Source organism: Pseudoalteromonas sp. SCSIO 43210 (genome assembly GCF_054133285.1).
Map to the genome: position 1 here is coordinate 857,140 of NZ_CP087225.1, position 20,564 is coordinate 877,703.

Below are 20,564 nucleotides of genomic sequence, written 5' to 3' on the forward strand. Positions count from 1 at the left end.
GCGACAAAAGCCGTGCTATTAGCACGGCTTTTTTGTGCCTATAATTTGGCTAACTTTATTAGTTAAGGGCACTGTTAAATAATACCAATCCGCAATAATACTTAATCATGTTGCGGGGCTAAACGTGTCGCTACCTGTGTTAAAAAATTCTCATTTACGACTGCATGGATGCAGAAGGTAGAGCAATGCAGGAGCAATTGCCGAGAACAACTAAATAGCGAATTTTTTGTCTAGCTATCAACACGTTTTTCCATCCTCAAAATAGATCACTTAATTAAGCGAATTGGTATAAAGCCTCGTAAAAGTCCCTTTTTTATTCAATTATTTTTTCATTCTCCTTAAACCTTTTCGAACTGTCATTACGTCTAACTTATCAATACACTTAAATAGCAATTCAACAATAATAATTAAAAGGCGGCATCACGGATGTTACACGTTAAACCCGAACCAACGCCTTTGTGCGAAGCTGCACTCATTGAGCGAGTTAAATCGGGTGATCAAGGCGCATACACAAGGCTTTATGAGTTACATATAAAACGAGTATACGGTTTATGTTTACGCTTATTAGCAGACCAAGCACACGCCGAAGACGCCGCCCAAGAGGTATTTGTACAGGTATGGCATAAAATAGCATTGTTTGATGGGCGTTCGCAGTTTTCTACTTGGCTATATAGTGTTGCCAGTAATGTAGCGATAAGTTACCTGCGCAAGCAAAAAAACTGGTTGCAAAAAGTAGTAAGTATTGAACACAGCGGTATGGATGAGCAATCAGCTAACGACTGCAAAGGCTTAAATGGCCTCGATAAGTTAATAGTAAGGCTTCCTGAGCGCGCACGTATGGTATTTGTATTATTTGCTATTGAAGGTTACAGGCACGAGGAAATCGCGGAGCAATTAGGTATGGCTGTTGGTTCAAGTAAGTCACAATATCATCGTGCTAGGCAGTTATTACAAGAGTGGTATGAAAATGAGTAAACCAAACTTTAACGACTACTTAAATAAGTCATTAAACACGCTTGATAAAGAAATTACGCCACAAAAAGATTTATGGGCGGGGATTGAGCGAGCAATTGTTAATAATAAGCAGAGTCCAAACAGCACTATTATTTGGCCAAAACTAACAGCAATAGCTGCCTGCACATTAGCTGCTTTAATTGCTGTAAATCTAATTGTTATAGCGCCCGAGCCACAACCCGTAGTGGCTATAAGTGATTACTTTTCGGCGCAAAAAAACAGTTTGTTGGTTGAATACGAAAATAAAGAAGCATTGACCACTAACTGGCAAACGCAACTACAAGAACTGGAAGAAGCTGAGCAAGCAATAAAGCAAGCTCTTGAAAACGAACCACAAAACCAAGCGCTACTGACAATGTTAGCGCAAATATATCAACAACAACTTGATTTAATTAACAAGGTGCACGCGCCACGTTGGCAGCACATTTAGGAGTACGACATGAAAGCGATTTTATTAGGACTGAGCTTATTTCCATTGGCAGTATTTGCGGGTGAAAAAATAGATAAGCAAATAGACGTACCAAGTGGCGGCACTATTTTTATTGAAAACCAACGCGGTGATATACATATTACAGGCTGGGATAAAAACGAATTTAAAGTATCTGGCGAGCTTGATGATAAAGCACAAGGTTATGAGCTTAAAACAAGTGGCGATAAAACACAGTTTATTGTAAAAATGCCCCGTAAATCAAATTGGGGTAATAGTGGTGACGGCTCAAACCTAACTATATTTATGCCTAAAAGCAGTAGCTTAGAGTTTGCTGGCGTTAATGTATCGGTGACTGCAAAGGAGCTTAAAAACGGCGCTGAAGTTGATGTGGTTAACGGTGAAATTACGGTAAATGATATTACTGGCAACATTAAGCTCACCACTGTAAATGGTGATGTGAACGCTGAGAACTTAAACGGTAATATTCAGTTTGAAACCGTAAATGGTGAAATTAACGATAGGCAATCAAGTGGAGAGCTGCGTTTTAGCGCTGTTAATGGTGATATTAAATCAACTTCAAGCGCTAATGATGTACGCCTTGAAAACGTAAATGGCGATATAGAATTTACGCTATCGGCTATTAAAAACCTACGTATTAATACGGTAAATGGCGAAGCAGAAGTACAGATTAACGAGCTTTTAAAAGGCGGTGATGTACGTTTTGAATCAGTAAGTGGTGATGCCGACTTTTATTTCCCACAAAGTGTATCAGCAAAGTTTGAAATTAAAGCCCATGCTAATGGTAAAATCATTAATAAAGTTACTAGCGATAAAGTCAGTAAAGCTAAATATGGCCCAGCCAGTGATTTAGAGTTTAGTATTAATGGCGGTAATGCTAATGTTGAAATGGATACCATTAGTGGACGAATAGAGCTGCGTACCAAATAACACTCATTCCCCATCACGATTACAAAAAGCAGGAAAGATTTCCTGCTTTTCTATTTGCACAGCCCCTGCAAGTCGATAGAATAGAGCCATTCAATTTTACTACTGTGAAGTTATGGCCAAACCAGATAAGCAAGTCGATACTCTTAAAGTTCCTCCCCATTCAATAGAAGCTGAACAATCTGTTTTAGGTGGCTTAATGCTTGATAACCAAGCTTTTGACCGCGTAGCTGAGCTTGTTGTATCACAGGATTTTTATACCCGCACGCACAAGTTAATTTTTGAGGCGATGACGGCACTTGCTGAGATTGGCGATCCGATAGATTTAATCACTATTTCTGAAAGTTTAGAAAAAAATAATAAGCTTGCAGGCATTGGTGGTTTTGCTTACTTAGCCGAAATTGCTAAAAATACCCCAAGTGCAGCCAACATTGATGCCTACGCAAACATTGTACGAGAGCGTGCTGTTGTACGTGAAATGATTGGCGTGGCAAATGAAATTGCAGAAGCGGGTTTTAATACCGAAGGGCGTACTAGTCACGATCTACTCGATTTTGCCGAAAGCAAAGTATTTAAAATTGCCGAGCAACGTACAAAAAGTACGGAAGGCCCGCAAAGTATTCATAACATACTCGAAAAAACCGTTGATAAAATAGAAGAGCTTTATCAATCGCCACAAGATGGTGTAACGGGTGTGAGTACAGGTTATGCCGATCTTGATAAAATGACGACGGGCCTGCAACCGTCTGACTTAATTATTGTGGCAGCGCGTCCTTCAATGGGTAAAACCACCTTTGCGATGAACCTTGCAGAACATGCCGCAATGACTCAAGACAAACCCGTGCTAATTTACTCGCTAGAGATGCCTTCAGAACAAATTATGATGAGGATGCTAGCGTCTCTTGGCCGTATTAACCAAACTAAGGTACGTACTGGTCAGTTAGATGATGACGATTGGGCGCGACTTTCATCAACAATGGGCTTGTTGATGGAAAAAGGCAAAATGTATGTTGATGATGCCTCGGGCTTAACACCTACCGATGTTCGTTCTCGTGCACGTCGTATTGCGCGTGACCACGGCGGCATTAGTATGATCATGGTCGATTACTTGCAGCTAATGCGCGTACCTAGCCTTGCTGATAACCGAACACTTGAAATTGCTGAAATTTCGCGTTCACTTAAATCGCTAGCAAAAGAGCTAAAATGTCCGGTTGTTGCGCTTTCGCAGCTAAACCGTACGCTAGAGCAACGTGCTGATAAACGCCCAATTAACTCAGATTTACGTGAGTCAGGGTCGATAGAGCAGGATGCCGATTTAATCATGTTTATTTACCGTGACGAAGTTTACAACGAAGACAGTACCGATAAAGGTATTGCCGAAATCATCATAGGTAAACAACGTAACGGCCCAATTGGTAAAGTGCGTTTAACATTCCAAGGTCAATTTTCTCGCTTTGATAATTACGCGGGACCAGCGGTAGATGACGATTACTAATGCGCTTAGCCACTGCTGAAATTAATTTAGCTGCACTTGCGCATAATTTAGCGCAAGTTAAGGGCTTTGCACCTAACAGCAAAGTGATGGCGGTGCTAAAAGCAAATGCTTACGGGCATGGATTAGTAACGATTGCGCAGCATTTAAATAATGCTGACGCATTTGCTGTGGCACGTATAGATGAAGGGCTCGCCCTTCGAGCTGGGGGCTTAACAAAGCCAATTGTTTTACTAGAAGGCTTTTTTAACAAAGCCGATTTACCGATTCTACTTGCCAACAATTTTCAAACTATTATTCACGATGAGTACCAATTAGCGGCGCTTGAAAAAGCAAAGCTAGATGCACCAATAACATGCTGGTTAAAAGTAAATACAGGTATGCATCGATTAGGTATTGCGCCAGAGCAGTTTGAAGCGTTTTATAGCCGCTTGCAAAAAACACCTAACGCTAAAAATACCGTTAATTTAATGACCCACTTTTCGTGTGCTGATGACATTGATAATGCTAAAACGGTTCAGCAAATTACGTTGTTTGATAATTTAGTGAATGGCATTGACCAAGCGCATTGTTTATCAAATTCTGCTGGTATTATTGCCTGGCCAAGCGGTCATGGCGATTGGGTACGTCCTGGGCTTATGCTCTATGGTGTATCGCCAATGGCAAATAGCATTGGGCAGCAACACAAATTAAAACCAGTTATGCGCTTAACTACGCGCGTAATTGCAGTGCGTGATGTGCCTGCTAATGAGGCTGTTGGATATGGTGGTCGTTGGAAAAGCGATAAACCAACCAAGTTAGCTGTTGTGGCTATGGGTTATGGCGATGGTTATCCTCGGCATGCTAAAGAGGGGACGCCAGTTATAATTGGTAAGCAGCGTTATGGTATTGTAGGAAGCGTAGCTATGGACATGATTAGCGTTGATATAGGGGCTAATGAGAACAATATTAAAGTAGGAGACAGAGTCACTATGTGGGGCCCTGAGCTACCCGTTGAAGAAATAGCATTGTGCGCTGGTACCATTCCTTACGAGCTATTATGCAATATTACACCGCGCGTAAGTTATGAGTATCAGCGTTAATACAGCTATAAGCGATACTTACTCTTTTATAAAGTAAATGTCGCTAAAGCCCATACGGGCAAATTCTTGGTCGCGAAAGTTACGCACAGAAGCAGACCCTTTTGAGGTCATTTCTATTTGGCGTACCATGCTTAAGTAATTTGTTAAATCAATACCTTCGGCGGCAGCAATTGCTTGATACATGTCGTGGTATTTATCTTTTGCGAAGTTAATTTCGCGCGGTTGGTTTTTAAACGTATACGTTATTCTACGTGCCATAATAAGCTCAGTTAAATTGAGTGTTAGTATAATTTTACACTGTATTGAACTGGCATTGAATGATTTGTTTAAATCAAATAATTAAAAAGTAGAGTTTAAAATGAAATTATCAGTAGAGATCAGTAAATATCCACTTCACCAAGATTACATTCCGTTTATTAAAGGCTTTATCGACCGCTTAAACGAATACGAAAATTTAAAAGTGATTACTAATACGTTATCAACGCAAATTTTTGGTGATTATGATTTAGTAATGCAGGTGTTAAGTACCGAAATTAAGCGCTCATATGAAGAATTTGGTAAAGCTATTTTTGTATGTAAGTTTCTCTCTGGCGACTTATCGCCTGAATAATCTATAATACCAACCTGCATAAATCTTTGATCAATTTAACGAATTAAATTGCACTATAACGTCGTTAAAAATTTTTTATTTAGAACAACTAGATACAAAAATTTTTGCCTAGTTCTAGCGTGATTTTCTTAACGTTAAATAGACCCCGTATATAAGCAGATTGGTATAACAATCGGCACAACTGAACGGTGATTGCATAGTATGGACTTTTTAACACAAACCTTAAGTGGTTTTACAGCGATGTCGCATTGGGAATACATAGCGGTGGGGCTGTCGATGGCGTACTTATTATTGGCAATAAAAGAAAGCTTATGGTGTTGGCCTGCAGCATTTTTTAGCACACTCATTTATACAATAATGTACTGGAATGGTGCATTGTTAATGGAGTCATTACTTAATTTTTATTATATGTATATGGCTGTATTTGGGTGGGTTGTATGGCGAAAAGGCAAAGCTGAAAATCTAAATATTACGTCTTGGTCGATGAACCGTCATGCTGTTTTAATCAGTTTAACAACTTTCGCTGCAATAGTTATTGGCTACGTTATGCAAAACTATACTCATGCCGACTTTGCTTATCTTGATAGCTTTACAACATGTTTTGCAGTAGTAACTACTTACTTAGTTGCTAAAAAAGTCCTCGAAAACTGGCTGTACTGGATTGTAATAGATGCCGCTTCTATGTATCTATACTACGAAAAAGGCTATTACCCAACGCTAGCACTCTTTATATTTTATACCATTATGGCAGCGTGGGGCTTCAAAACCTGGTACGAAGAGTACGAACAAAGCCAAGCTAAGCCTTTAGCGCAGCTTTAATTAATGATTGAGCATAATCAGTTAGTAAAAATGTGTAGTGCGTTTATAGAGCCTAAAAGCATTGTTTCAAGCGAGCGATTGCTGAATGGCTTTAGCAACGATAATTTTTTAATACGTACCGAGCAACAAGGGTATTTGTTAAAGTGTTATAAAAGCCGTTGGCCAAGTGACGGCCTTGAAGCGCAGCGCTTTTTAAGTGACTTGGATATATGCCCTGCGCCTATTTGGCTCGATAAAAAGAATAGTCGTGCGGTATTTGATTATATTGAGGGTGAAACCGCACAGTCAGATATAACGCTCAGCTTAGTTAATAAATTAGCCCAAGTACACAGTTACAGCGCAACGACTACACCAATGGATATAGCCAAAGAGCTGCACTTTTATCAAAATACGGATGTATATACGTTATACAAATCACAAATAGAGCGGGCACTAAAAGCAGTTACAGCGATGCCATTTAATGCGGGCTTTTGTCATAACGATTTAGTAAGAGACAACATTGTTGTAAATGCTTCGGGTATGTATTTAATTGATTTTGAGTACGGACAAACTAACGATGTGTATTTTGATTTAGCCGCGCTGTGCGTGAGCTTTAATTTGGATGGGCAAAGTGAAGGTGAGTTATTAGATAATTATAGTAAGTACAGTAGAGCCGGTGTAAGCTTTTTTAAATCAGTAAATAAACTTGATTTTTTTAAGCTGTTTTTTTTAATATTGAGTATAGGGTGGTATGAGCAGCGCGACATAACTAATCACTTAATTGAATTACGCGCGCAACTAAATAAACTCACTTTATCTATGAGTTTTTAAAGACCACCAAAACGTGCAGCTAGTTCTTTATATTTTTTTACTTCATCAGCATCAAATTGCGGTTCGCCATTTTCATCCTGCGATTTCGCAATTAGTAAACTTTCACGAGTAAGGCGTTTAACACGCTCTACTTTTACACCTAAAAACTCAGCAACTTGCTCAGTAGACATCAAACTCATAATCACTTCCTCTTTTAAATCAAATCACATAGTCACTATAATAGTTAAAATGTTGCTAAACAGTTACTTTTTTTTATCTAATATTGATAAAAAGCGTGTTTTTAACTAATTGTGAAGTGTTTTATTCTAAATCGCTTAATTAATAGGCATCTAAACGCATGGTGCTGGCAATTAACGACGGATATCTTTATCATTATAGACGCCAAAGCATTGATATCGCGAGTTAGTGCTGCGGCAACAAATGTGCTCTCGTGGTGAAATGGATATCACGTGGCCCTCCGGAGGCTGAGTTGTAGGTTCGATCCCTACCGAGAGCGCCATTTGCTTTATATGTTTATGCCCTAAATTATTTCAGTACTTTTGCATAATCAAACTCTTTTCAATATCTAAAATTGGTTAACGATACTAGATAACATTGATTGAACTTCATTTTTATAAAAATAGTGTTCTTATTAATTACACTTAAACTTGAATGAAAATAAACTTTTAGTATCTCAGTTCAAAACCCTTTAGCGTTCCCCATTAAATTAAAAATAACGCAAAATTAAATGAGATATTATTTAATAATATAAATTACTACTTTTTAGTGAATTATAACTACTAAAGTACGAATGAATGGACTTTAAGTATTAAACAATGCTATTTAAGGTACATATTCATTAATTGTAGAAATAGCCGCTTTTATGCTAATAACTTTACCTATCCCTGAGCTAATACCTGGCATGTATGTCGACAGTGTTACTAAGCAACATGAAGGGATTAATAGTATAAAAATTAAGACTAGCGGGTTAGTCAGAGACAAATCTATAATTAAGCGTTTAATTGCAGAAGGGGTTCTTGAACTTCTTATTGATTTCGCTAAGAGTGAAGTCGCAATCCCCGCCAAATATAAGCCACAAAATAAACCTAAAACATCGAGCAGCCAACAAAAACCAGTTAAGGCCAAATCTGCAATAACGGTACAGCAAGAATTTGCTAAAGCGAGTGTAAGTTACGACCAACATAACCGTAAAATACAATCTTTATATAGCGATTTAATAGCCGGATTAACTCTTAACGTAAAAGTACTTGATGAAATAGCAAATGAAATCGTTGCTTCAGTATTTCGTAATGCTAATGCGATGACAATCCTTACTCGAATTAAAGATAAGCACAGCTATAATTGGCGTCATATGATCAACTGCGCCATTTTTACGAGTGTATTTGCTAAATACCTAGGTTACAAAGAAGCGCTTGTGCAGGAGCTTGCTATGGGCGCACTACTGCATGATTTAGGGCAATCTAAACTACCGCAAGGCATACTATCAAAACCAGGCAAAGTTACTAATAACGAAATGGCGAGTATTAAAAAACATGTTGCTTTAGGGCTGGGTCTGGTCAAAGGTGAAAAGAGTATTTCGCCACTTATGTTAGATATGATAGTCAATCACCATGAACGATTAGATGGTTCAGGTTATCCCCGGGGCATTGCTGCAGAAAAAATAAGCCGTCCCGCACGGATAATGGCAATTGTAGATGTATATGATGCGATGACAGCAGACAGGCCTCATCAAGATGGCGAAGAACCTATTAATGCACTGCGTTACTTATTGGCTAACAAGCAAATGTTTGATGCTGAATTAGTGCAGCGTTTTATAAAGTGCTTGGGCGTGCATCCCGTAGGGACTATTGTGAAGCTAACTAATGAACGCCTAGCGTTAGTATTGGAGGGGAATAACTTGAATCCGATAAAGCCAAAAATTAAGTTATTTTTTAATGCTAAACATGGGCATCATGTAACTGCTAAAGATATTGATTTAAGTGACAGTAACCAAGAGCTTAAAATTTTAGCGAGTGTTAAACCACTAGACTATAAAATTAATTTGTCTCGTTTGCTAAAAGAGCATCTGCTTGCGTAGTGTTTGTGCACTTTCGTTGATTGCTTTTCTTAGCTGAAATAAATGCCCCTAAAAAACAACTTCCCATCAGTGTTAGCCACAATAAAGTGCCTAGCTCTACATGCAGTGCTAAACAACAAAATGCGAGCGAAATTAGTGCGTTTAGCATAGCACCAAGCCAATAGTGATTTACTGGATTGTCGCATTGTCCTGCTTGCGTACATGCGCAGTAATTTGCTTTATAAAAACAAAATACACTCGCCCCACAAAAAATAAGCCCAGCTACAATAAGTGAAATGATCACAGTTTTATTTCCTTTGTGATTTTGTAGTGAGTGTAAATTGCTAACCACTTCAAGTCAATCTAAATGATAACCAATTACATTTAGAGTATATGCTCTAATAGCACAGATCTAGTCCGATGAGTTTTAATTAGTTGTTAAAATGTCGTTAAAAATCATGTTTTTCATAGTATTTTGACGTATTCATAGAGTCTTTTATAAAAAAATCAGGTAGTGTAGCCGGGTTTGAAATCCTAATAACAACACACATAGCTATCCAAACAGTTAGTTTGGTTAAGGACACAACAATGAAATTTACTAAAACTCTTATTGCAGCTTCGCTTGCATTTGTTTCTGCAGACAGTTTTGCAGCTGCATTTCAACTAGCAGAACAAAATGCATCAGGTTTAGGCCGTGCATATGCTGGTGAAGCTTCTATTGCAGACGACGCATCTGTTGTTGCACGTAACCCAGCACTAATGACTTTATTTAAAGACAAGCAACTAAGTGTTGCTGCTATTGGCGTTATTCCTGATGTAAGTCTTGAAGGTGAAAGTACTAATAACGGTATTGACCCAAGCGCATTAGATGATGACAGCATTGCTCCTAGCGCCGTTGTTCCTGCAATTTACTTTACTATGCCTTATAACGACAAAGTATCAGTTGGTTTTGGTGCTTTTTCTAACTTTGGTTTATCTACTGAGTTTAAAAATGACTACGTAGCAGGGCAAATTGCAGGTGAAACAGAAATATTTACTGTTAATCTTAATGCAAGCGTTGCTTATAAAGTATCTGAGCAATTTAGCTTTGGTGTAGGCCTAAATGCTATTTATGCTGATGCAACAGTTATTCGTAAAGTTGGTGCAAATGCAAGTGGCTTTGACTTTGGTACTGATGCAGTAAATCTTCAAGGTGATGATACTGGTTTTGGTTTAAACGTAGGTTTAATGTATCAATTAGATGAAAACAGCCGTTTTGGTTTTAACTACAGAACAGAAACTGATATCACGTTTGATGGTGATTTTTCTAATGGGCTACCTGCAGCCGCTGGCGGCACACAAGGCACAGTGCTTCCTGGTTCTGTAGAAATCACTTTACCAGCTATTGCTGAGTTTTCTGGTTCGCATCAGTTAGACGAAAAATTAGGGCTGCACTACAGTGTATTATGGACTGGGTGGAGTAGCTTTGAGTCTTTAGAAGCGCAAGTAACAGCACCAACGGGTAACAAGTTTACCGCGTTTGAAAAGAACGAGAGTTTTAGCGATTCATTCCGCTACTCAGTCGGTGCAGATTACCAGTTAAACGAAGATTTATTACTACGTGCCGGTGTTGCATTTGATGAGTCTCCTGTATCACAAACACATCTATCAATTTCGATTCCTGATACAGACCGTTTCTGGTTCTCGTTTGGTGGTAACTACACTATCGATCAAAACTCTAATGTTGATCTTGGTGTAAGTATTATCCGTGGTAAAACACAAACGTTTACAGAAGCTGATGACTCAGGCAGCCAGTGGGGCTTCGAATCTAAAGGCCACGCAGTACTAATTGGTGCTCAGTATAACTACAAATTTTAATGTAGGAGTGTCTTGTGGTTAATCACAGGGCACAAAAAAGCCGCTCACTTTATTAAAGTGAGCGGCTTTTTTAATGCCTATTAAATAGTGTTAATAGGCATAATAACTAAAATTATAAGCTTTCTATTTTAGTTTTTTGCTCAAGTAGCTTAGTTTTAGCATCGCTAAACTCAGCCAACTTTGCATTTTCTTTAGCAAGTACCGCTTCAGGTGCGTTATTAACAAACTTTTCGTTAGCGAGTTTGTTTTGCACTTGTGCTAGGCCCTTTTCGGCTTTTTCGAGTTGCTTATTAATACGCGAAAGCTCGGCTTCTACATCAATTAAGCCCGCCATTGGGATCATGATCTCAAGGTTGCCAACATAAGACGTTGCACATGCTGGTGCGTCGTTTTTGTTTTCAAGCATTGTAAACTCTTCAATTTTTGCAAGTGATGCTAAAAATGATTTGTTTTCTTCAATGCGGCGCACGTCGTCGCTTGATGCATTAGCAAGTAATACGCTAAGTGGTTTACTTGGACTAATATCCATTTCACCACGAATATTACGAATCGCTAAAATGAATTGTTTAACCCATTCTAAATCGTCCATTGCTTTAGCATCAACGCTTGCTTCATTATATACAGGGAACGGCTGAACCATAATGCTGGTGTTCTCTGTTTTAAGGCCTGCAAGAGGTGCAACACGCTGCCAAATAGTTTCAGTGATGTATGGCATCATTGGGTGCATTAAACGCAGTAAGCTTTCAAGTACGGTAATAAGTGTATTACGTGTACCACGTTGCTGCGCTTCATTACCTTTAAATAATACCGGCTTAGTGAGCTCTAAGTACCAATCACAAAATTGGTTCCAAGTGAATTCGTAAAGCGTGTTAGCAGCTAAGTCAAAGCGGTAGTTATCTAAATGCTCTGTATAGGTTTTAACAGTAGCTTCATACTGACCTAAAATCCAACGATCAGCTAATGAAAGCTCCGTTTGAGCACCGTTTGCAAAACCACAGTCTTGCTCTTCTGTGTTCATTAATACGTAACGGCTCGCGTTCCATAATTTGTTACAGAAGTTACGGTAACCTTCAAGGCGGTTCATATCCCAGTTAATATCACGACCAGTAGATGCCATTGCAGCAAGTGTAAAGCGAAGGGCGTCGGTGCCGTGTGCTTCAATACCGCCTGCAAATACTTTACGCGTATCTTTTTCGATTTTAGCGGCAAGTTTTGGCTGCATCATGTTACCAGTACGTTTTTGTACTAGGTTTTCAAGTTCAATGCCGTCAATCATGTCTAATGGGTCAAGTACGTTACCTTTTGACTTAGACATTTTATCGCCATTGTCGTCACGTATTAAGCCAGTTACATACACGGTTTTAAACGGAACTTGTGGTTTGCCATTTTCGTCTTTTACAAAGTGCAGCGTCATCATAATCATGCGCGCAACCCAGAAGAAAATAATATCAAAACCAGTTACCAACACGTCAGACGGGTGGAAGGTTTTTAAATCATCGGTATTTTCTGGCCAACCTTGTGTAGAGAACGTCCAAAGCGCTGATGAGAACCACGTATCAAGTACGTCTTCGTCTTGGCTTAGCGTTACGCTGTCTGCAATGTTGTTTTCACGGCGTACTTCTGCTTCGTCGCGACCAACAAATACATTGCCTTCACTGTCGTACCAAGCTGGAATACGGTGACCCCACCAAAGCTGGCGTGAAATACACCAATCTTGTACGTCGTTCATCCACGAGAAGTACATGTTTTCGTATTGCTTAGGTACAAATTGAATGTCGCCGTTTTTAACTGCGTCTTTTGCAGGTTCAGCAAGGGGGGCAACACGTACATACCATTGGTCGGTAAGTAGTGGCTCAATTACCACACCAGAGCGATCGCCGTAAGGAACCGTTAAACCATGGTCTTCAATTTTTTCAAGTAGGCCTAGCTCTTCAAATTCTGCCACAATCGCTTTACGCGCAGCAAAACGATCAAGGCCGTGCAGGCGCTCAGGAATTGGCGCATCAAACTCAAGCTCTTTACCGTCAAAGGTGTATGTTTCACCTTGGGTAAGAATAGCGGCGTCTTTATCGAAAATGTTGATCATCGGCATTTGATGACGCTTGCCCACTTCGTTATCGTTAAAGTCGTGCGCTGGGGTTATTTTTACACAGCCCGTGCCTTTATCTTTATCGGCATGTTCGTCAGCAACAATTTTAATACGACGATTAACTATTGGTAATAAAATCTCTTTACCGATTAAATCTGTATAGCGTTCGTCATCTGGATTTACTGCAACACCCGAGTCGCCAAGCATGGTTTCAGGGCGAGTTGTAGCAACTACTATGTAGTCTTTTCCGTCTTGTGTTGTTACGCCATCAGCCAGTGGGTAACGTAAGTTCCACATGTGGCCTTGCTTGTCTTTGTTTTCAACTTCAAGATCAGAAATAGCAGTGTGTAATTTAGGATCCCAGTTTACTAGGCGTTTGCCACGGTAAATTAGGTTTTCTTTATGAAGGCGTACAAACACTTCTTTAACGGCTTCAGATAAACCATCGTCCATTGTAAAGCGTTCACGATCCCAATCAACCGATGCGCCAAGGCGACGAAGCTGCTTAGTAATAGTGCCGCCCGATTCTTTTTTCCATTCCCAGATTTTATTAATAAAATCTTCACGGCCTAAATCGTGGCGTGTTTTGCCTTCTTCTGCATGCAATTTACGCTCAACCAACATTTGCGTTGCAATACCTGCGTGGTCAGTACCTACTTGCCATAATGTGTTGTTACCTTGCATACGTTTAAAACGCGTTAAGGTATCCATTATTGTATCTTGGAAGGCGTGGCCCATGTGTAAGCTACCTGTGACATTTGGCGGCGGGATCATAATTGAATATGGTACGCCTTTGCCAGACGGCTTAAAGTAGCCTTTTTGTTCCCAGTCTTGATATAGAGACTGTTCAATATCTTGCGGATTGTAGGTTTTATCCATTACACAGAACCTTAAATAAGTACTTAAATTAGTTGGTTAGCTATTTAACTAAACGTGTTTTTAGTTATTAATATCTTGCGTGGTGAGATTGGCACCGAGTTGGCGCAGCTTTTTAAAGCGCTCGCGAGCAGCTTGCTTAGCAACGGGTTCTACGGGTACAAAATCAAAAACTTGGTTAAATCGACGAATAAAATCCGGTAAGTTATTAGCCAAATTAATTAAAACTTTACGATTACCAACAGGAGGCGTAATACCAATTTCTACAGGTGCGCCGCCTTTAGGGCCTTCACCTTGTAGGTTATGAGGTACAAAACTGTCGGGATCGAATGCCCAAATTATTTCATCAATGGCACAGGCGGTCTCGTTGTTATCGACACATATAAATACGCGTTGACCGTTTCGATACTGATCGGCTGCAATTTGAGCTGCCAAAGCAAAATGATCGTCTGGCTTTGCTAACGATTCATCTTGTTGCTTTAGAACGAAAAATTGGGCGTTCATGTTCATTGTATCGGGGTTTCCCATAACATTAAATGTGCACTAAGTTGATACACATAAATTAAGAGGCAGATTTTGCCATATAACGCGTTTTGCTTCAATTAATACACAAATAAATAAGGCGCCAAACGGCGCCTTATAAACAGGTTTAAAGTTAAGTGTTCACTTTAATCTTGAGCGGCTTCACTTACGCCAGCTCTATTTAACAAGTACTGAGTAAGCATAGGAACAGGGCGACCAGTTGCGCCTTTTTTAGCGCCACTTTTCCACGCTGTACCGGCTACGTCTAAATGCGCCCAATGATACTTTTTAGTAAATTTAGACAAGAAACATGCAGCGGTAATTGTGCCAGCAGAACGTCCACCTAAGTTAGTAAAATCAGCAAAAGGGCTATCTAGCTGATCTTGATAGTCGTCCCACAGTGGCAACTGCCATGCACGGTCACCACTTTGCTCAGACGCTTTTAATAAATCGTGTGCAAGTGGGTTATGGTTTGATAGTAAACCAGTCGCATGCGCGCCAAGGGCTACAATACAAGCGCCAGTAAGTGTTGCTACGTCAATAACCGTATCTGGATTAAAGCGTTCAACGTACGTTAGCGCGTCACACAATACTAAACGGCCTTCAGCGTCAGTGTTTAACACTTCAACCGTTTGCCCTGACATAGTTGTTAAAATATCACCCGGGCGATAAGCATTTGGACCAGGCATGTTTTCACAGCCCGCTAAAACACCAATAACGTTAATTGGCAATTGCATTTGTGCAAGCGAACGCATTGCGCCAATAACACCTGCAGCGCCGCCCATGTCGTATTTCATTTCGTCCATGCCTTCGCCTGGTTTTAACGAAATACCGCCTGAGTCAAATGTTAAACCTTTACCAACAAGTACAATGGGTGCTTGGTCATCGGCTGCGCCTTTATAGTTAATAATCGACATAACAGATTCATTAACGCTACCACGACCAACAGCGAGGTAAGAATTCATGCCTAGCTCTGCCATTTGCTCTTCGCCAATAATATCAACAGTGATGTTGTCAAAATTAGTTGCCAGCTCTTGTGCTTGCTCACCTAAGTAAGCAGGGTTACAAATATTTGGTGGCATATTGGCTACGTCTTTACACAACTTGCTACCTGCAGCAATGGCTAAACCATGCTCAATGGCACTTTCGCCAATAGTTAGTTCACGGCGTGTTGGCACGTTGAATACCATTTTACGTAATGGACGACGAGGGTCTACTTTTTTGCTTTTTAATTGGTTAAACGTATATAAACAATCTTGCGTAGTTTCTACCGCTTGGCGCACTTTCCAGTAGGTGTCGCGACCTTTAACGTGTTGTTCTGTTAAAAAGCATACCGCTTCCATTGAACCAGTATCGTTTAAGGTATTTATTGTTTTAGAAATAATTTGTTTGTATTGTTTATCGTCAAGTTCGCGTTCTTTACCACAGCCTACAAGCAATATGCGCTCGCTTAATACATTAGGTACATGATGCAATAATAAAACTTGACCTGGTTTACCTTCTAAATCACCACGGCGAAGTAAGTTTGAGATATAACCGTCACTGATTTTATCGAGTTGTTCACCAATGGGGGATAACCTACGTGGCTCGTAAACGCCAACTACAATACATGCGCTACGTTGTTTTTCTGGGCTACCACTTTTTACGCTAAATTCCATTGTCACTCCTGGTTTTGAGTCGATTAGGCTATTAAATAGGGGCTAAAAAAAAGATTTCTAGTCTAATAACTCTAATATTAGCTGATTTTGCTAGACTCTTACTGTGTAATTGAACTTTATATGCTTAAGGGCTACTAATGCAACATTATATCGTGCTCTTAGGTAGGATAATTAAATTTGATGGCTTATAATAATGGCTAATTTGCCAGTACAAGCTGCGTAAAATAGCTATTTAACTATTAAATTATCACTATCTTAGTGAAATTCCATGTTTAACAGGGGCGAGCATTGCTAATTTTCCGTTATTTGACCTCAGAGGTTTTAAAATCGCAGGTCGCCGTATTTTTAACTTTAATGACCATTTTTTTGTCACAAAAGTTAGTTGTTATTTTAGGCGATGCCTCCGAGGGTAGTATCCCTGCCAAACTAGTTCTGTCGATGATTGCACTTAAATTACCGCAATTAGCCTCTTTAATACTTCCGCTGAGTATATTTTTAGGCATTATTTTAGCTTACAGCCGTATTTATGCTGATAGCGAAATGACCGTGCTTAAAGCCTGTGGCGTAAGTGAATGGTACGTTGTGCGCGTTACGCTTATATCAAGTGCAGGGTTGGCATTTTTAGCCGCAGCGCTCACCATGTACATAGCACCATGGGCAAGTGAGCAAGAATACCAATTAAAAGAACAAGCTAAAGCCGATGCCGGTTTATCCGCGCTAAGAGCGGGGCGATTTCAAGAAACCGGTAACGAAAAAGCCGTGGTATTTATTCACAATATTGAAAAAGGCGGCAAAGAGCTTAATAAGGTATTTGTAGCGCAACTACCTAACAGCGAAAAAGATAACCTTGCACGCCTAGTTTACGCAGAACAAGGCGTAGTAGTAGAAGCCGTTAATGGTGAACAGCAGTTAGTGCTTACTGATGGTAAACGTTATGAAACTGACGGTTTAACACCTGCACTTAATTTAACTGAATTTGACGGCTACAGCGTACAAATCCGCGATCAAGAAATAGAGCATCAACGCCGTAAGCTAGAAGCGGTGCCAACTAATCAGTTGCTGGCAATAAATACCCCTGAATCTATAGCACAATGGCAGTGGCGTCTCGCTATTCCACTTTCTATTCCACTGCTTACTTTGCTCGCTGTGCCATTAAGTGTTGTAAACCCGCGTCAAGGTAAGTTTGCTAAATTAGTGCCCGCTATTAGCTTGTATTTGGGTTACTTTATTTTACTTAATGCAGCTAAATTTGCAGTTGAGGATGGTAAAATACCACCATCAATAGGGTTGTGGTGGATCCACATAAGTGCCCTATTTATAGGTGGGCTATTAATAATTAAAGGGCGTCCATTGGGCGCTTGGCTCAAAGCTGTTGTAACTAAGCGAGAACTAGGCTCATGATGAAAACGCTTGATTGGTATTTAGGCCGCAGTATTTTACAAACAACAGGCTTTGCCTTATTGGTATTGGTGGGTATTAGTACCCTCATAAAATTTATTGAACAGTTAAAATCGGTAGGGCGTGGTAGTTACGACTTAATTACCGCAATGCTTTACACTTTATATACTATACCGGGTGACCTTGTTGTATTTTTCCCTATGGCTGCGCTAATTGGCGGATTAACGGGTTTAGGGGCACTCGCCTCAAACAGTGAGCTGGTGGTAATGCAAGCGGCAGGTATGTCGCGTTTACAAATAATCGGCTCGGTAATGAAAACGGCCGTATTTATGGCTTTTTGTATGATGGCACTTGGCGAGTGGGGTGCACCAGAGGCACAGCTGCACGCTAAAGAAATGCGTAATCAGGCAATACATGGCGGTGATGTATTTAATGCGCAAAAAGGCGTATGGGCTAAAGATGGTAATAACTTTATTAACATAGAAGATGTTGATCAAAATGGAATGCTGCATGGTGTGTACATGTATCATTTTGATAAATCATTAGATTTGACTCAAATTACTAAAGCAAAAAATGCTTTGAGTCGTAATGACGGTTGGCTACTTCGTGATATAAATAAGGTAATTATCACCGACGAAAAAATTACCACAGAACAGGTGCCTGAAGAATTTTATGCCTCACAACTCACCGCTGAAAAGCTGGGTGTTGTATCAGTCAAGCCAGAGTCGTTATCGTTTACTGGTTTATGGTCGTATTTAGGGTATTTAGAACAAAATGAGCAAGACACTAGTACCTACGAGCTTGCCCTTTGGCGTAAGTTTATGCAGCCTGTATCTGTTGCGGTAATGCTGCTGGTGGCGCTCTCGTTTATATTTGGCCCACTACGTACCGTTACTATGGGGGCGCGTATTATTATGGGTGTTGTAACCGGTATCGTGTTTCATTTAACTAACGAAATATTTGGCCCAGTGGTTATGGTTTATCAAATACCAGCTATTGTAGGTGCTGTATTACCAAGCATAATATTTATAAGTTTTGCGACATACTTGATGAATAAACGAGTTTAATGCTTTTAAAATAGTGTAGGTAATAAACTTATAAACATAAAAAGCGTGACAGTAGCCACGCTTTTTCACTTTAAAATTAGTGATATAGGTTCAATCTAGCTCACGATAAATACGCTTGTTTTCTTCTTTTGTCAGTGCAATTACTTCGGTTTTAGAAATATAATCTTGTAATGCATTTTTGTTTTTAAAATCAACTAACACCACTAAATTGCCTAACCCAAGTAGTGAGCTTACACAGCGGATAATCGCTTGAGGCCAGCTAATAAGGTTCCCGTCGAGTGTTTGTACTTTTAAACGCCATGCGCGCATACCAATGGTTTGGCCACTTTTAGTCCAAAAGTAAGCAAAAAAGAAAATGTTTATACCTACAAATAACGTACTTCTAATACCGTATAGCAGTGGGGAATCCTGTATATAAGCTGCAGGATCTTCTGCTTGAGCAATAAAACCCAAGGCACTTAGTCCTTGAATTACTGCAAAATAAAGTATGGCTGTAAGCATAGATAAAGAAATTACGACTAAGGCATCGTAAATTAAAGACGCAAAACGACGCCAAAAACTCGCCCGTGGAAACTTACCAGACATAAAGACACTCTCACTATTAATATGCTCGCTAGTTTAGCAAAAAAGCTTACAAATACTAAGTGCTATAGTTTAGCGATACTATTTAACCTAACAATCTCTTTTGTAAATGTTAATAGATGGCTAAATGTTAAGCGGTTGATCATGCTAATGTCATAAAACGCTTGCTGCTGCATGTATTGTTTGTATAATGCTTGGCATAGAGACGAAGGCATATAAACAAACCTTAGCTCTAAAGTGGTTTTTCTTTATCTTCTCGTGTTTAGAAGGTTAAAGAAAAATGACGCCAGCGTGATGAAATTGGTAGACATGGGGGATTCAAAATCCCCTTCCGAAAGGAGTGCCGGTTCGAGTCCGGCCGCTGGTACCACTTTTTATAGCCCCTGCTAGATTTAGCAGGGGTTTTTTTATGCCTGAATTTTGAGTGATTAGCTTAAAGTATTACTAATAATATAGCGCAGATATAATATCAATTCGTGATAATTCTTAATTAATTTTAGGGATTAAACCTGATACCAACTGCATTTGAAATTTCTGCCTTACGACTCCATGTATGCAGAAAGTAGAGCAATGTAAGATCAATCGCCGAGAACAATTAAATAACGGAGTTTTTGCCTTGTTATCGGCAAGGTTTTTTACCTAAAAATAGGCCCCATACAATAAGCAGAACGGTATAGTTTAAGTACTCTGTTTTAACTTTTGATTGCTTTACTTACGTGCTGTTTATTTTTGTTGTAATGAGGGTTTTTGCAAGACTGTAACAGCGGCACTTAAATGTATTAAGTGCCGTTAAAAATATTTTCTTTATATTAGTCGATTAAACTTACTTGGCCTTGGTAAGTATTATCACCAACCGAAAAGCTACCTTTACCATTCCATTGATTATCTACTGCGAAGCTTGCCGTGAATGGCGACTGATAGCTACCAATTGCAGGTGGTGGGAAGGATACAATGGCTTGGCCAGTTACTGCACCAACTTTGGTTACGTCATTGTAACCTGTTGCATGCATATGCCCTGATGCGCTAGAAGTAAATTGTGGCGCATGCTGAGTTCCCTCTAAAATGGCCCCATTTGCTCTACCATTTAATGCTCCTGTTTTTGGATCTACTGATAATTGTAATTCCATAGAACCACCACCAACAACGCCAGATTTAAACTGTAGTTTAACCAGATATAAGCTTTCGTTAGACATTTTAATCTTCCTTTTTAAGTGTGTATGAACAATATTTAGTGGTTTTTCACTAACTAACCTAAAA

Annotated in this window: 20 protein-coding genes and 2 tRNA genes; 14 read left to right on the plus strand and 8 right to left on the minus strand. The window is 39.6% G+C overall.

Annotation, left to right across the window (positions count from 1 at the left end; translation table 11 throughout):
* Positions 1-426 precede the first annotated feature (426 nt).
* From LOS73_RS03825 to alr, 5 genes are all read left to right on the plus strand, one after another.
* On the plus strand, positions 427-975 hold the full coding sequence (locus LOS73_RS03825; protein WP_007378476.1) for an RNA polymerase sigma factor: 549 nt from the start codon (positions 427-429) through the stop codon (positions 973-975).
* Entirely contained in the window at positions 962-1,444 is a 483-nt protein-coding gene (locus LOS73_RS03830) for a hypothetical protein (RefSeq protein WP_007378477.1), read from the plus strand. The genes LOS73_RS03825 and LOS73_RS03830 overlap by 14 nt, the downstream gene beginning before the upstream one ends.
* Positions 1,445-1,453: 9 nt before the next feature.
* Entirely contained in the window at positions 1,454-2,392 is a 939-nt protein-coding gene (locus tag LOS73_RS03835; RefSeq protein ID WP_007378478.1) for a DUF4097 family beta strand repeat-containing protein, read from the plus strand.
* Positions 2,393-2,504: 112 nt separating this feature from the next.
* Complete coding sequence (dnaB, locus tag LOS73_RS03840; RefSeq protein WP_002963050.1) at positions 2,505-3,884, plus strand: replicative DNA helicase; 1,380 nt, start codon at positions 2,505-2,507, stop codon at positions 3,882-3,884.
* A complete protein-coding gene (gene alr / locus LOS73_RS03845) occupies positions 3,884-4,963 on the plus strand; it encodes an alanine racemase (RefSeq protein WP_457934512.1) in 1,080 nt (359 codons plus the stop codon). The genes dnaB and alr overlap by 1 nt, the downstream gene beginning before the upstream one ends.
* 18 nt (positions 4,964-4,981) lie before the next feature.
* On the opposite strand, the gene LOS73_RS03850 is transcribed toward alr, so the two are convergent.
* The gene (locus tag LOS73_RS03850; protein WP_007378480.1) at positions 4,982-5,221 is read right to left on the minus strand and encodes a DUF2960 domain-containing protein; all 240 of its coding nucleotides are present in this window, start codon (positions 5,219-5,221) and stop codon (positions 4,982-4,984) included.
* 100 nt (positions 5,222-5,321) lie between these two features.
* Between LOS73_RS03850 and LOS73_RS03855 the strand changes: the two genes are divergently transcribed.
* The 3 genes from LOS73_RS03855 to LOS73_RS03865 all read left to right on the plus strand — a co-directional run bounded on the left by LOS73_RS03855 (position 5,322) and on the right by LOS73_RS03865 (position 7,202).
* On the plus strand, positions 5,322-5,573 hold the full coding sequence (locus LOS73_RS03855) for a hypothetical protein (protein WP_007378481.1): 252 nt from the start codon (positions 5,322-5,324) through the stop codon (positions 5,571-5,573).
* Positions 5,574-5,774: 201 nt separating this feature from the next.
* Complete coding sequence (gene pnuC, locus LOS73_RS03860; RefSeq protein WP_007378482.1) at positions 5,775-6,392, plus strand: nicotinamide riboside transporter PnuC; 618 nt, start codon at positions 5,775-5,777, stop codon at positions 6,390-6,392.
* Positions 6,393-6,395: 3 nt separating this feature from the next.
* Positions 6,396-7,202 (plus strand): phosphotransferase, encoded by an 807-nt coding sequence (locus LOS73_RS03865; RefSeq protein WP_457934513.1) that lies wholly within the window; start codon positions 6,396-6,398, stop codon positions 7,200-7,202.
* Here LOS73_RS03865 and LOS73_RS03870 read toward each other — a convergent pair.
* Positions 7,199-7,381: a hypothetical protein gene (locus LOS73_RS03870; protein WP_007378484.1), complete on the minus strand. Its 183-nt coding sequence runs from the start codon at positions 7,379-7,381 to the stop codon at positions 7,199-7,201. The two genes, LOS73_RS03865 and LOS73_RS03870, sit on opposite strands and share 4 nt — an antisense overlap.
* Before the next feature lie 245 nt (positions 7,382-7,626).
* On the opposite strand from LOS73_RS03870, the gene LOS73_RS03875 reads away from it, so the two are divergent.
* A tRNA-Arg gene (locus LOS73_RS03875) sits at positions 7,627-7,701 on the plus strand.
* Between the two features lie 363 nt (positions 7,702-8,064).
* On the plus strand, positions 8,065-9,279 hold the full coding sequence (locus LOS73_RS03880) for an HD-GYP domain-containing protein (RefSeq protein WP_007378485.1): 1,215 nt from the start codon (positions 8,065-8,067) through the stop codon (positions 9,277-9,279).
* Here LOS73_RS03880 and LOS73_RS03885 read toward each other — a convergent pair.
* Positions 9,239-9,562, minus strand: a complete 324-nt coding sequence (locus LOS73_RS03885; protein WP_007378486.1) for a hypothetical protein — start codon at positions 9,560-9,562, stop codon at positions 9,239-9,241. The two genes, LOS73_RS03880 and LOS73_RS03885, sit on opposite strands and share 41 nt — an antisense overlap.
* 284 nt (positions 9,563-9,846) lie before the next feature.
* On the opposite strand from LOS73_RS03885, the gene LOS73_RS03890 reads away from it, so the two are divergent.
* The gene (locus LOS73_RS03890; RefSeq protein WP_008135697.1) at positions 9,847-11,115 is read left to right on the plus strand and encodes an outer membrane protein transport protein; all 1,269 of its coding nucleotides are present in this window, start codon (positions 9,847-9,849) and stop codon (positions 11,113-11,115) included.
* Positions 11,116-11,227: 112 nt separating this feature from the next.
* Here LOS73_RS03890 and LOS73_RS03895 read toward each other — a convergent pair whose 3' ends face one another.
* The 3 genes from LOS73_RS03895 to pepA form a co-directional block, all read right to left on the minus strand.
* A complete protein-coding gene (locus tag LOS73_RS03895) occupies positions 11,228-14,083 on the minus strand; it encodes a valine--tRNA ligase (RefSeq protein WP_457934514.1) in 2,856 nt (951 codons plus the stop codon).
* 60 nt (positions 14,084-14,143) lie between these two features.
* On the minus strand, positions 14,144-14,590 hold the full coding sequence (locus LOS73_RS03900; protein WP_007377064.1) for a DNA polymerase III subunit chi: 447 nt from the start codon (positions 14,588-14,590) through the stop codon (positions 14,144-14,146).
* Positions 14,591-14,748: 158 nt separating this feature from the next.
* Positions 14,749-16,260 carry a leucyl aminopeptidase gene (gene pepA / locus LOS73_RS03905; protein ID WP_033031420.1) on the minus strand — a complete coding sequence of 504 codons (1,512 nt, stop codon included), beginning with the start codon at positions 16,258-16,260 and terminating at the stop codon, positions 14,749-14,751.
* Positions 16,261-16,548: 288 nt separating this feature from the next.
* Here pepA and lptF point away from each other — a divergent pair, with 288 nt between their 5' ends.
* Both lptF and lptG read left to right on the plus strand, forming a co-directional pair.
* On the plus strand, positions 16,549-17,661 hold the full coding sequence (gene lptF / locus LOS73_RS03910; RefSeq protein WP_007377062.1) for an LPS export ABC transporter permease LptF: 1,113 nt from the start codon (positions 16,549-16,551) through the stop codon (positions 17,659-17,661).
* Positions 17,658-18,725 (plus strand): LPS export ABC transporter permease LptG, encoded by a 1,068-nt coding sequence (gene lptG, locus LOS73_RS03915; RefSeq protein WP_033015376.1) that lies wholly within the window; start codon positions 17,658-17,660, stop codon positions 18,723-18,725. The genes lptF and lptG overlap by 4 nt, the downstream gene beginning before the upstream one ends.
* A 90-nt stretch (positions 18,726-18,815) precedes the next feature.
* Here lptG and LOS73_RS03920 read toward each other — a convergent pair whose 3' ends face one another.
* Entirely contained in the window at positions 18,816-19,310 is a 495-nt protein-coding gene (locus LOS73_RS03920; RefSeq protein ID WP_007377060.1) for an RDD family protein, read from the minus strand.
* A 282-nt stretch (positions 19,311-19,592) separates the two neighbouring features.
* On the opposite strand from LOS73_RS03920, the gene LOS73_RS03925 reads away from it, so the two are divergent.
* A tRNA-Leu gene (locus LOS73_RS03925) sits at positions 19,593-19,677 on the plus strand.
* Positions 19,678-20,116: 439 nt separating this feature from the next.
* Here the strand turns inward: LOS73_RS03925 and LOS73_RS03930 are convergent.
* Positions 20,117-20,500, minus strand: coding sequence for a DUF1842 domain-containing protein (locus LOS73_RS03930; protein WP_008134994.1), 384 nt, complete (start codon positions 20,498-20,500; stop codon positions 20,117-20,119).
* Positions 20,501-20,564: the final 64 nt, after the last annotated feature.

Coding starts and splice junctions, on each gene's coding strand:
- LOS73_RS03825 (WP_007378476.1), top strand. CDS start 427: ATGTTACACGTTAAACCCGAACCAACGCCTTTGTGCGAAGCTGCACTC.
- LOS73_RS03830 (WP_007378477.1), top strand. CDS start 962: ATGAAAATGAGTAAACCAAACTTTAACGACTACTTAAATAAGTCATTA.
- LOS73_RS03835 (WP_007378478.1), top strand. CDS start 1,454: ATGAAAGCGATTTTATTAGGACTGAGCTTATTTCCATTGGCAGTATTT.
- dnaB (WP_002963050.1), top strand. CDS start 2,505: ATGGCCAAACCAGATAAGCAAGTCGATACTCTTAAAGTTCCTCCCCAT.
- alr (WP_457934512.1), top strand. CDS start 3,884: ATGCGCTTAGCCACTGCTGAAATTAATTTAGCTGCACTTGCGCATAAT.
- LOS73_RS03850 (WP_007378480.1), bottom strand. CDS start 5,221: ATGGCACGTAGAATAACGTATACGTTTAAAAACCAACCGCGCGAAATT.
- LOS73_RS03855 (WP_007378481.1), top strand. CDS start 5,322: ATGAAATTATCAGTAGAGATCAGTAAATATCCACTTCACCAAGATTAC.
- pnuC (WP_007378482.1), top strand. CDS start 5,775: ATGGACTTTTTAACACAAACCTTAAGTGGTTTTACAGCGATGTCGCAT.
- LOS73_RS03865 (WP_457934513.1), top strand. CDS start 6,396: ATGATTGAGCATAATCAGTTAGTAAAAATGTGTAGTGCGTTTATAGAG.
- LOS73_RS03870 (WP_007378484.1), bottom strand. CDS start 7,381: ATGAGTTTGATGTCTACTGAGCAAGTTGCTGAGTTTTTAGGTGTAAAA.
- LOS73_RS03880 (WP_007378485.1), top strand. CDS start 8,065: ATGCTAATAACTTTACCTATCCCTGAGCTAATACCTGGCATGTATGTC.
- LOS73_RS03890 (WP_008135697.1), top strand. CDS start 9,847: ATGAAATTTACTAAAACTCTTATTGCAGCTTCGCTTGCATTTGTTTCT.
- LOS73_RS03895 (WP_457934514.1), bottom strand. CDS start 14,083: ATGGATAAAACCTACAATCCGCAAGATATTGAACAGTCTCTATATCAA.
- LOS73_RS03900 (WP_007377064.1), bottom strand. CDS start 14,590: ATGAACATGAACGCCCAATTTTTCGTTCTAAAGCAACAAGATGAATCG.
- pepA (WP_033031420.1), bottom strand. CDS start 16,260: ATGGAATTTAGCGTAAAAAGTGGTAGCCCAGAAAAACAACGTAGCGCA.
- lptG (WP_033015376.1), top strand. CDS start 17,658: ATGATGAAAACGCTTGATTGGTATTTAGGCCGCAGTATTTTACAAACA.
- LOS73_RS03920 (WP_007377060.1), bottom strand. CDS start 19,310: ATGTCTGGTAAGTTTCCACGGGCGAGTTTTTGGCGTCGTTTTGCGTCT.
- LOS73_RS03930 (WP_008134994.1), bottom strand. CDS start 20,500: ATGTCTAACGAAAGCTTATATCTGGTTAAACTACAGTTTAAATCTGGC.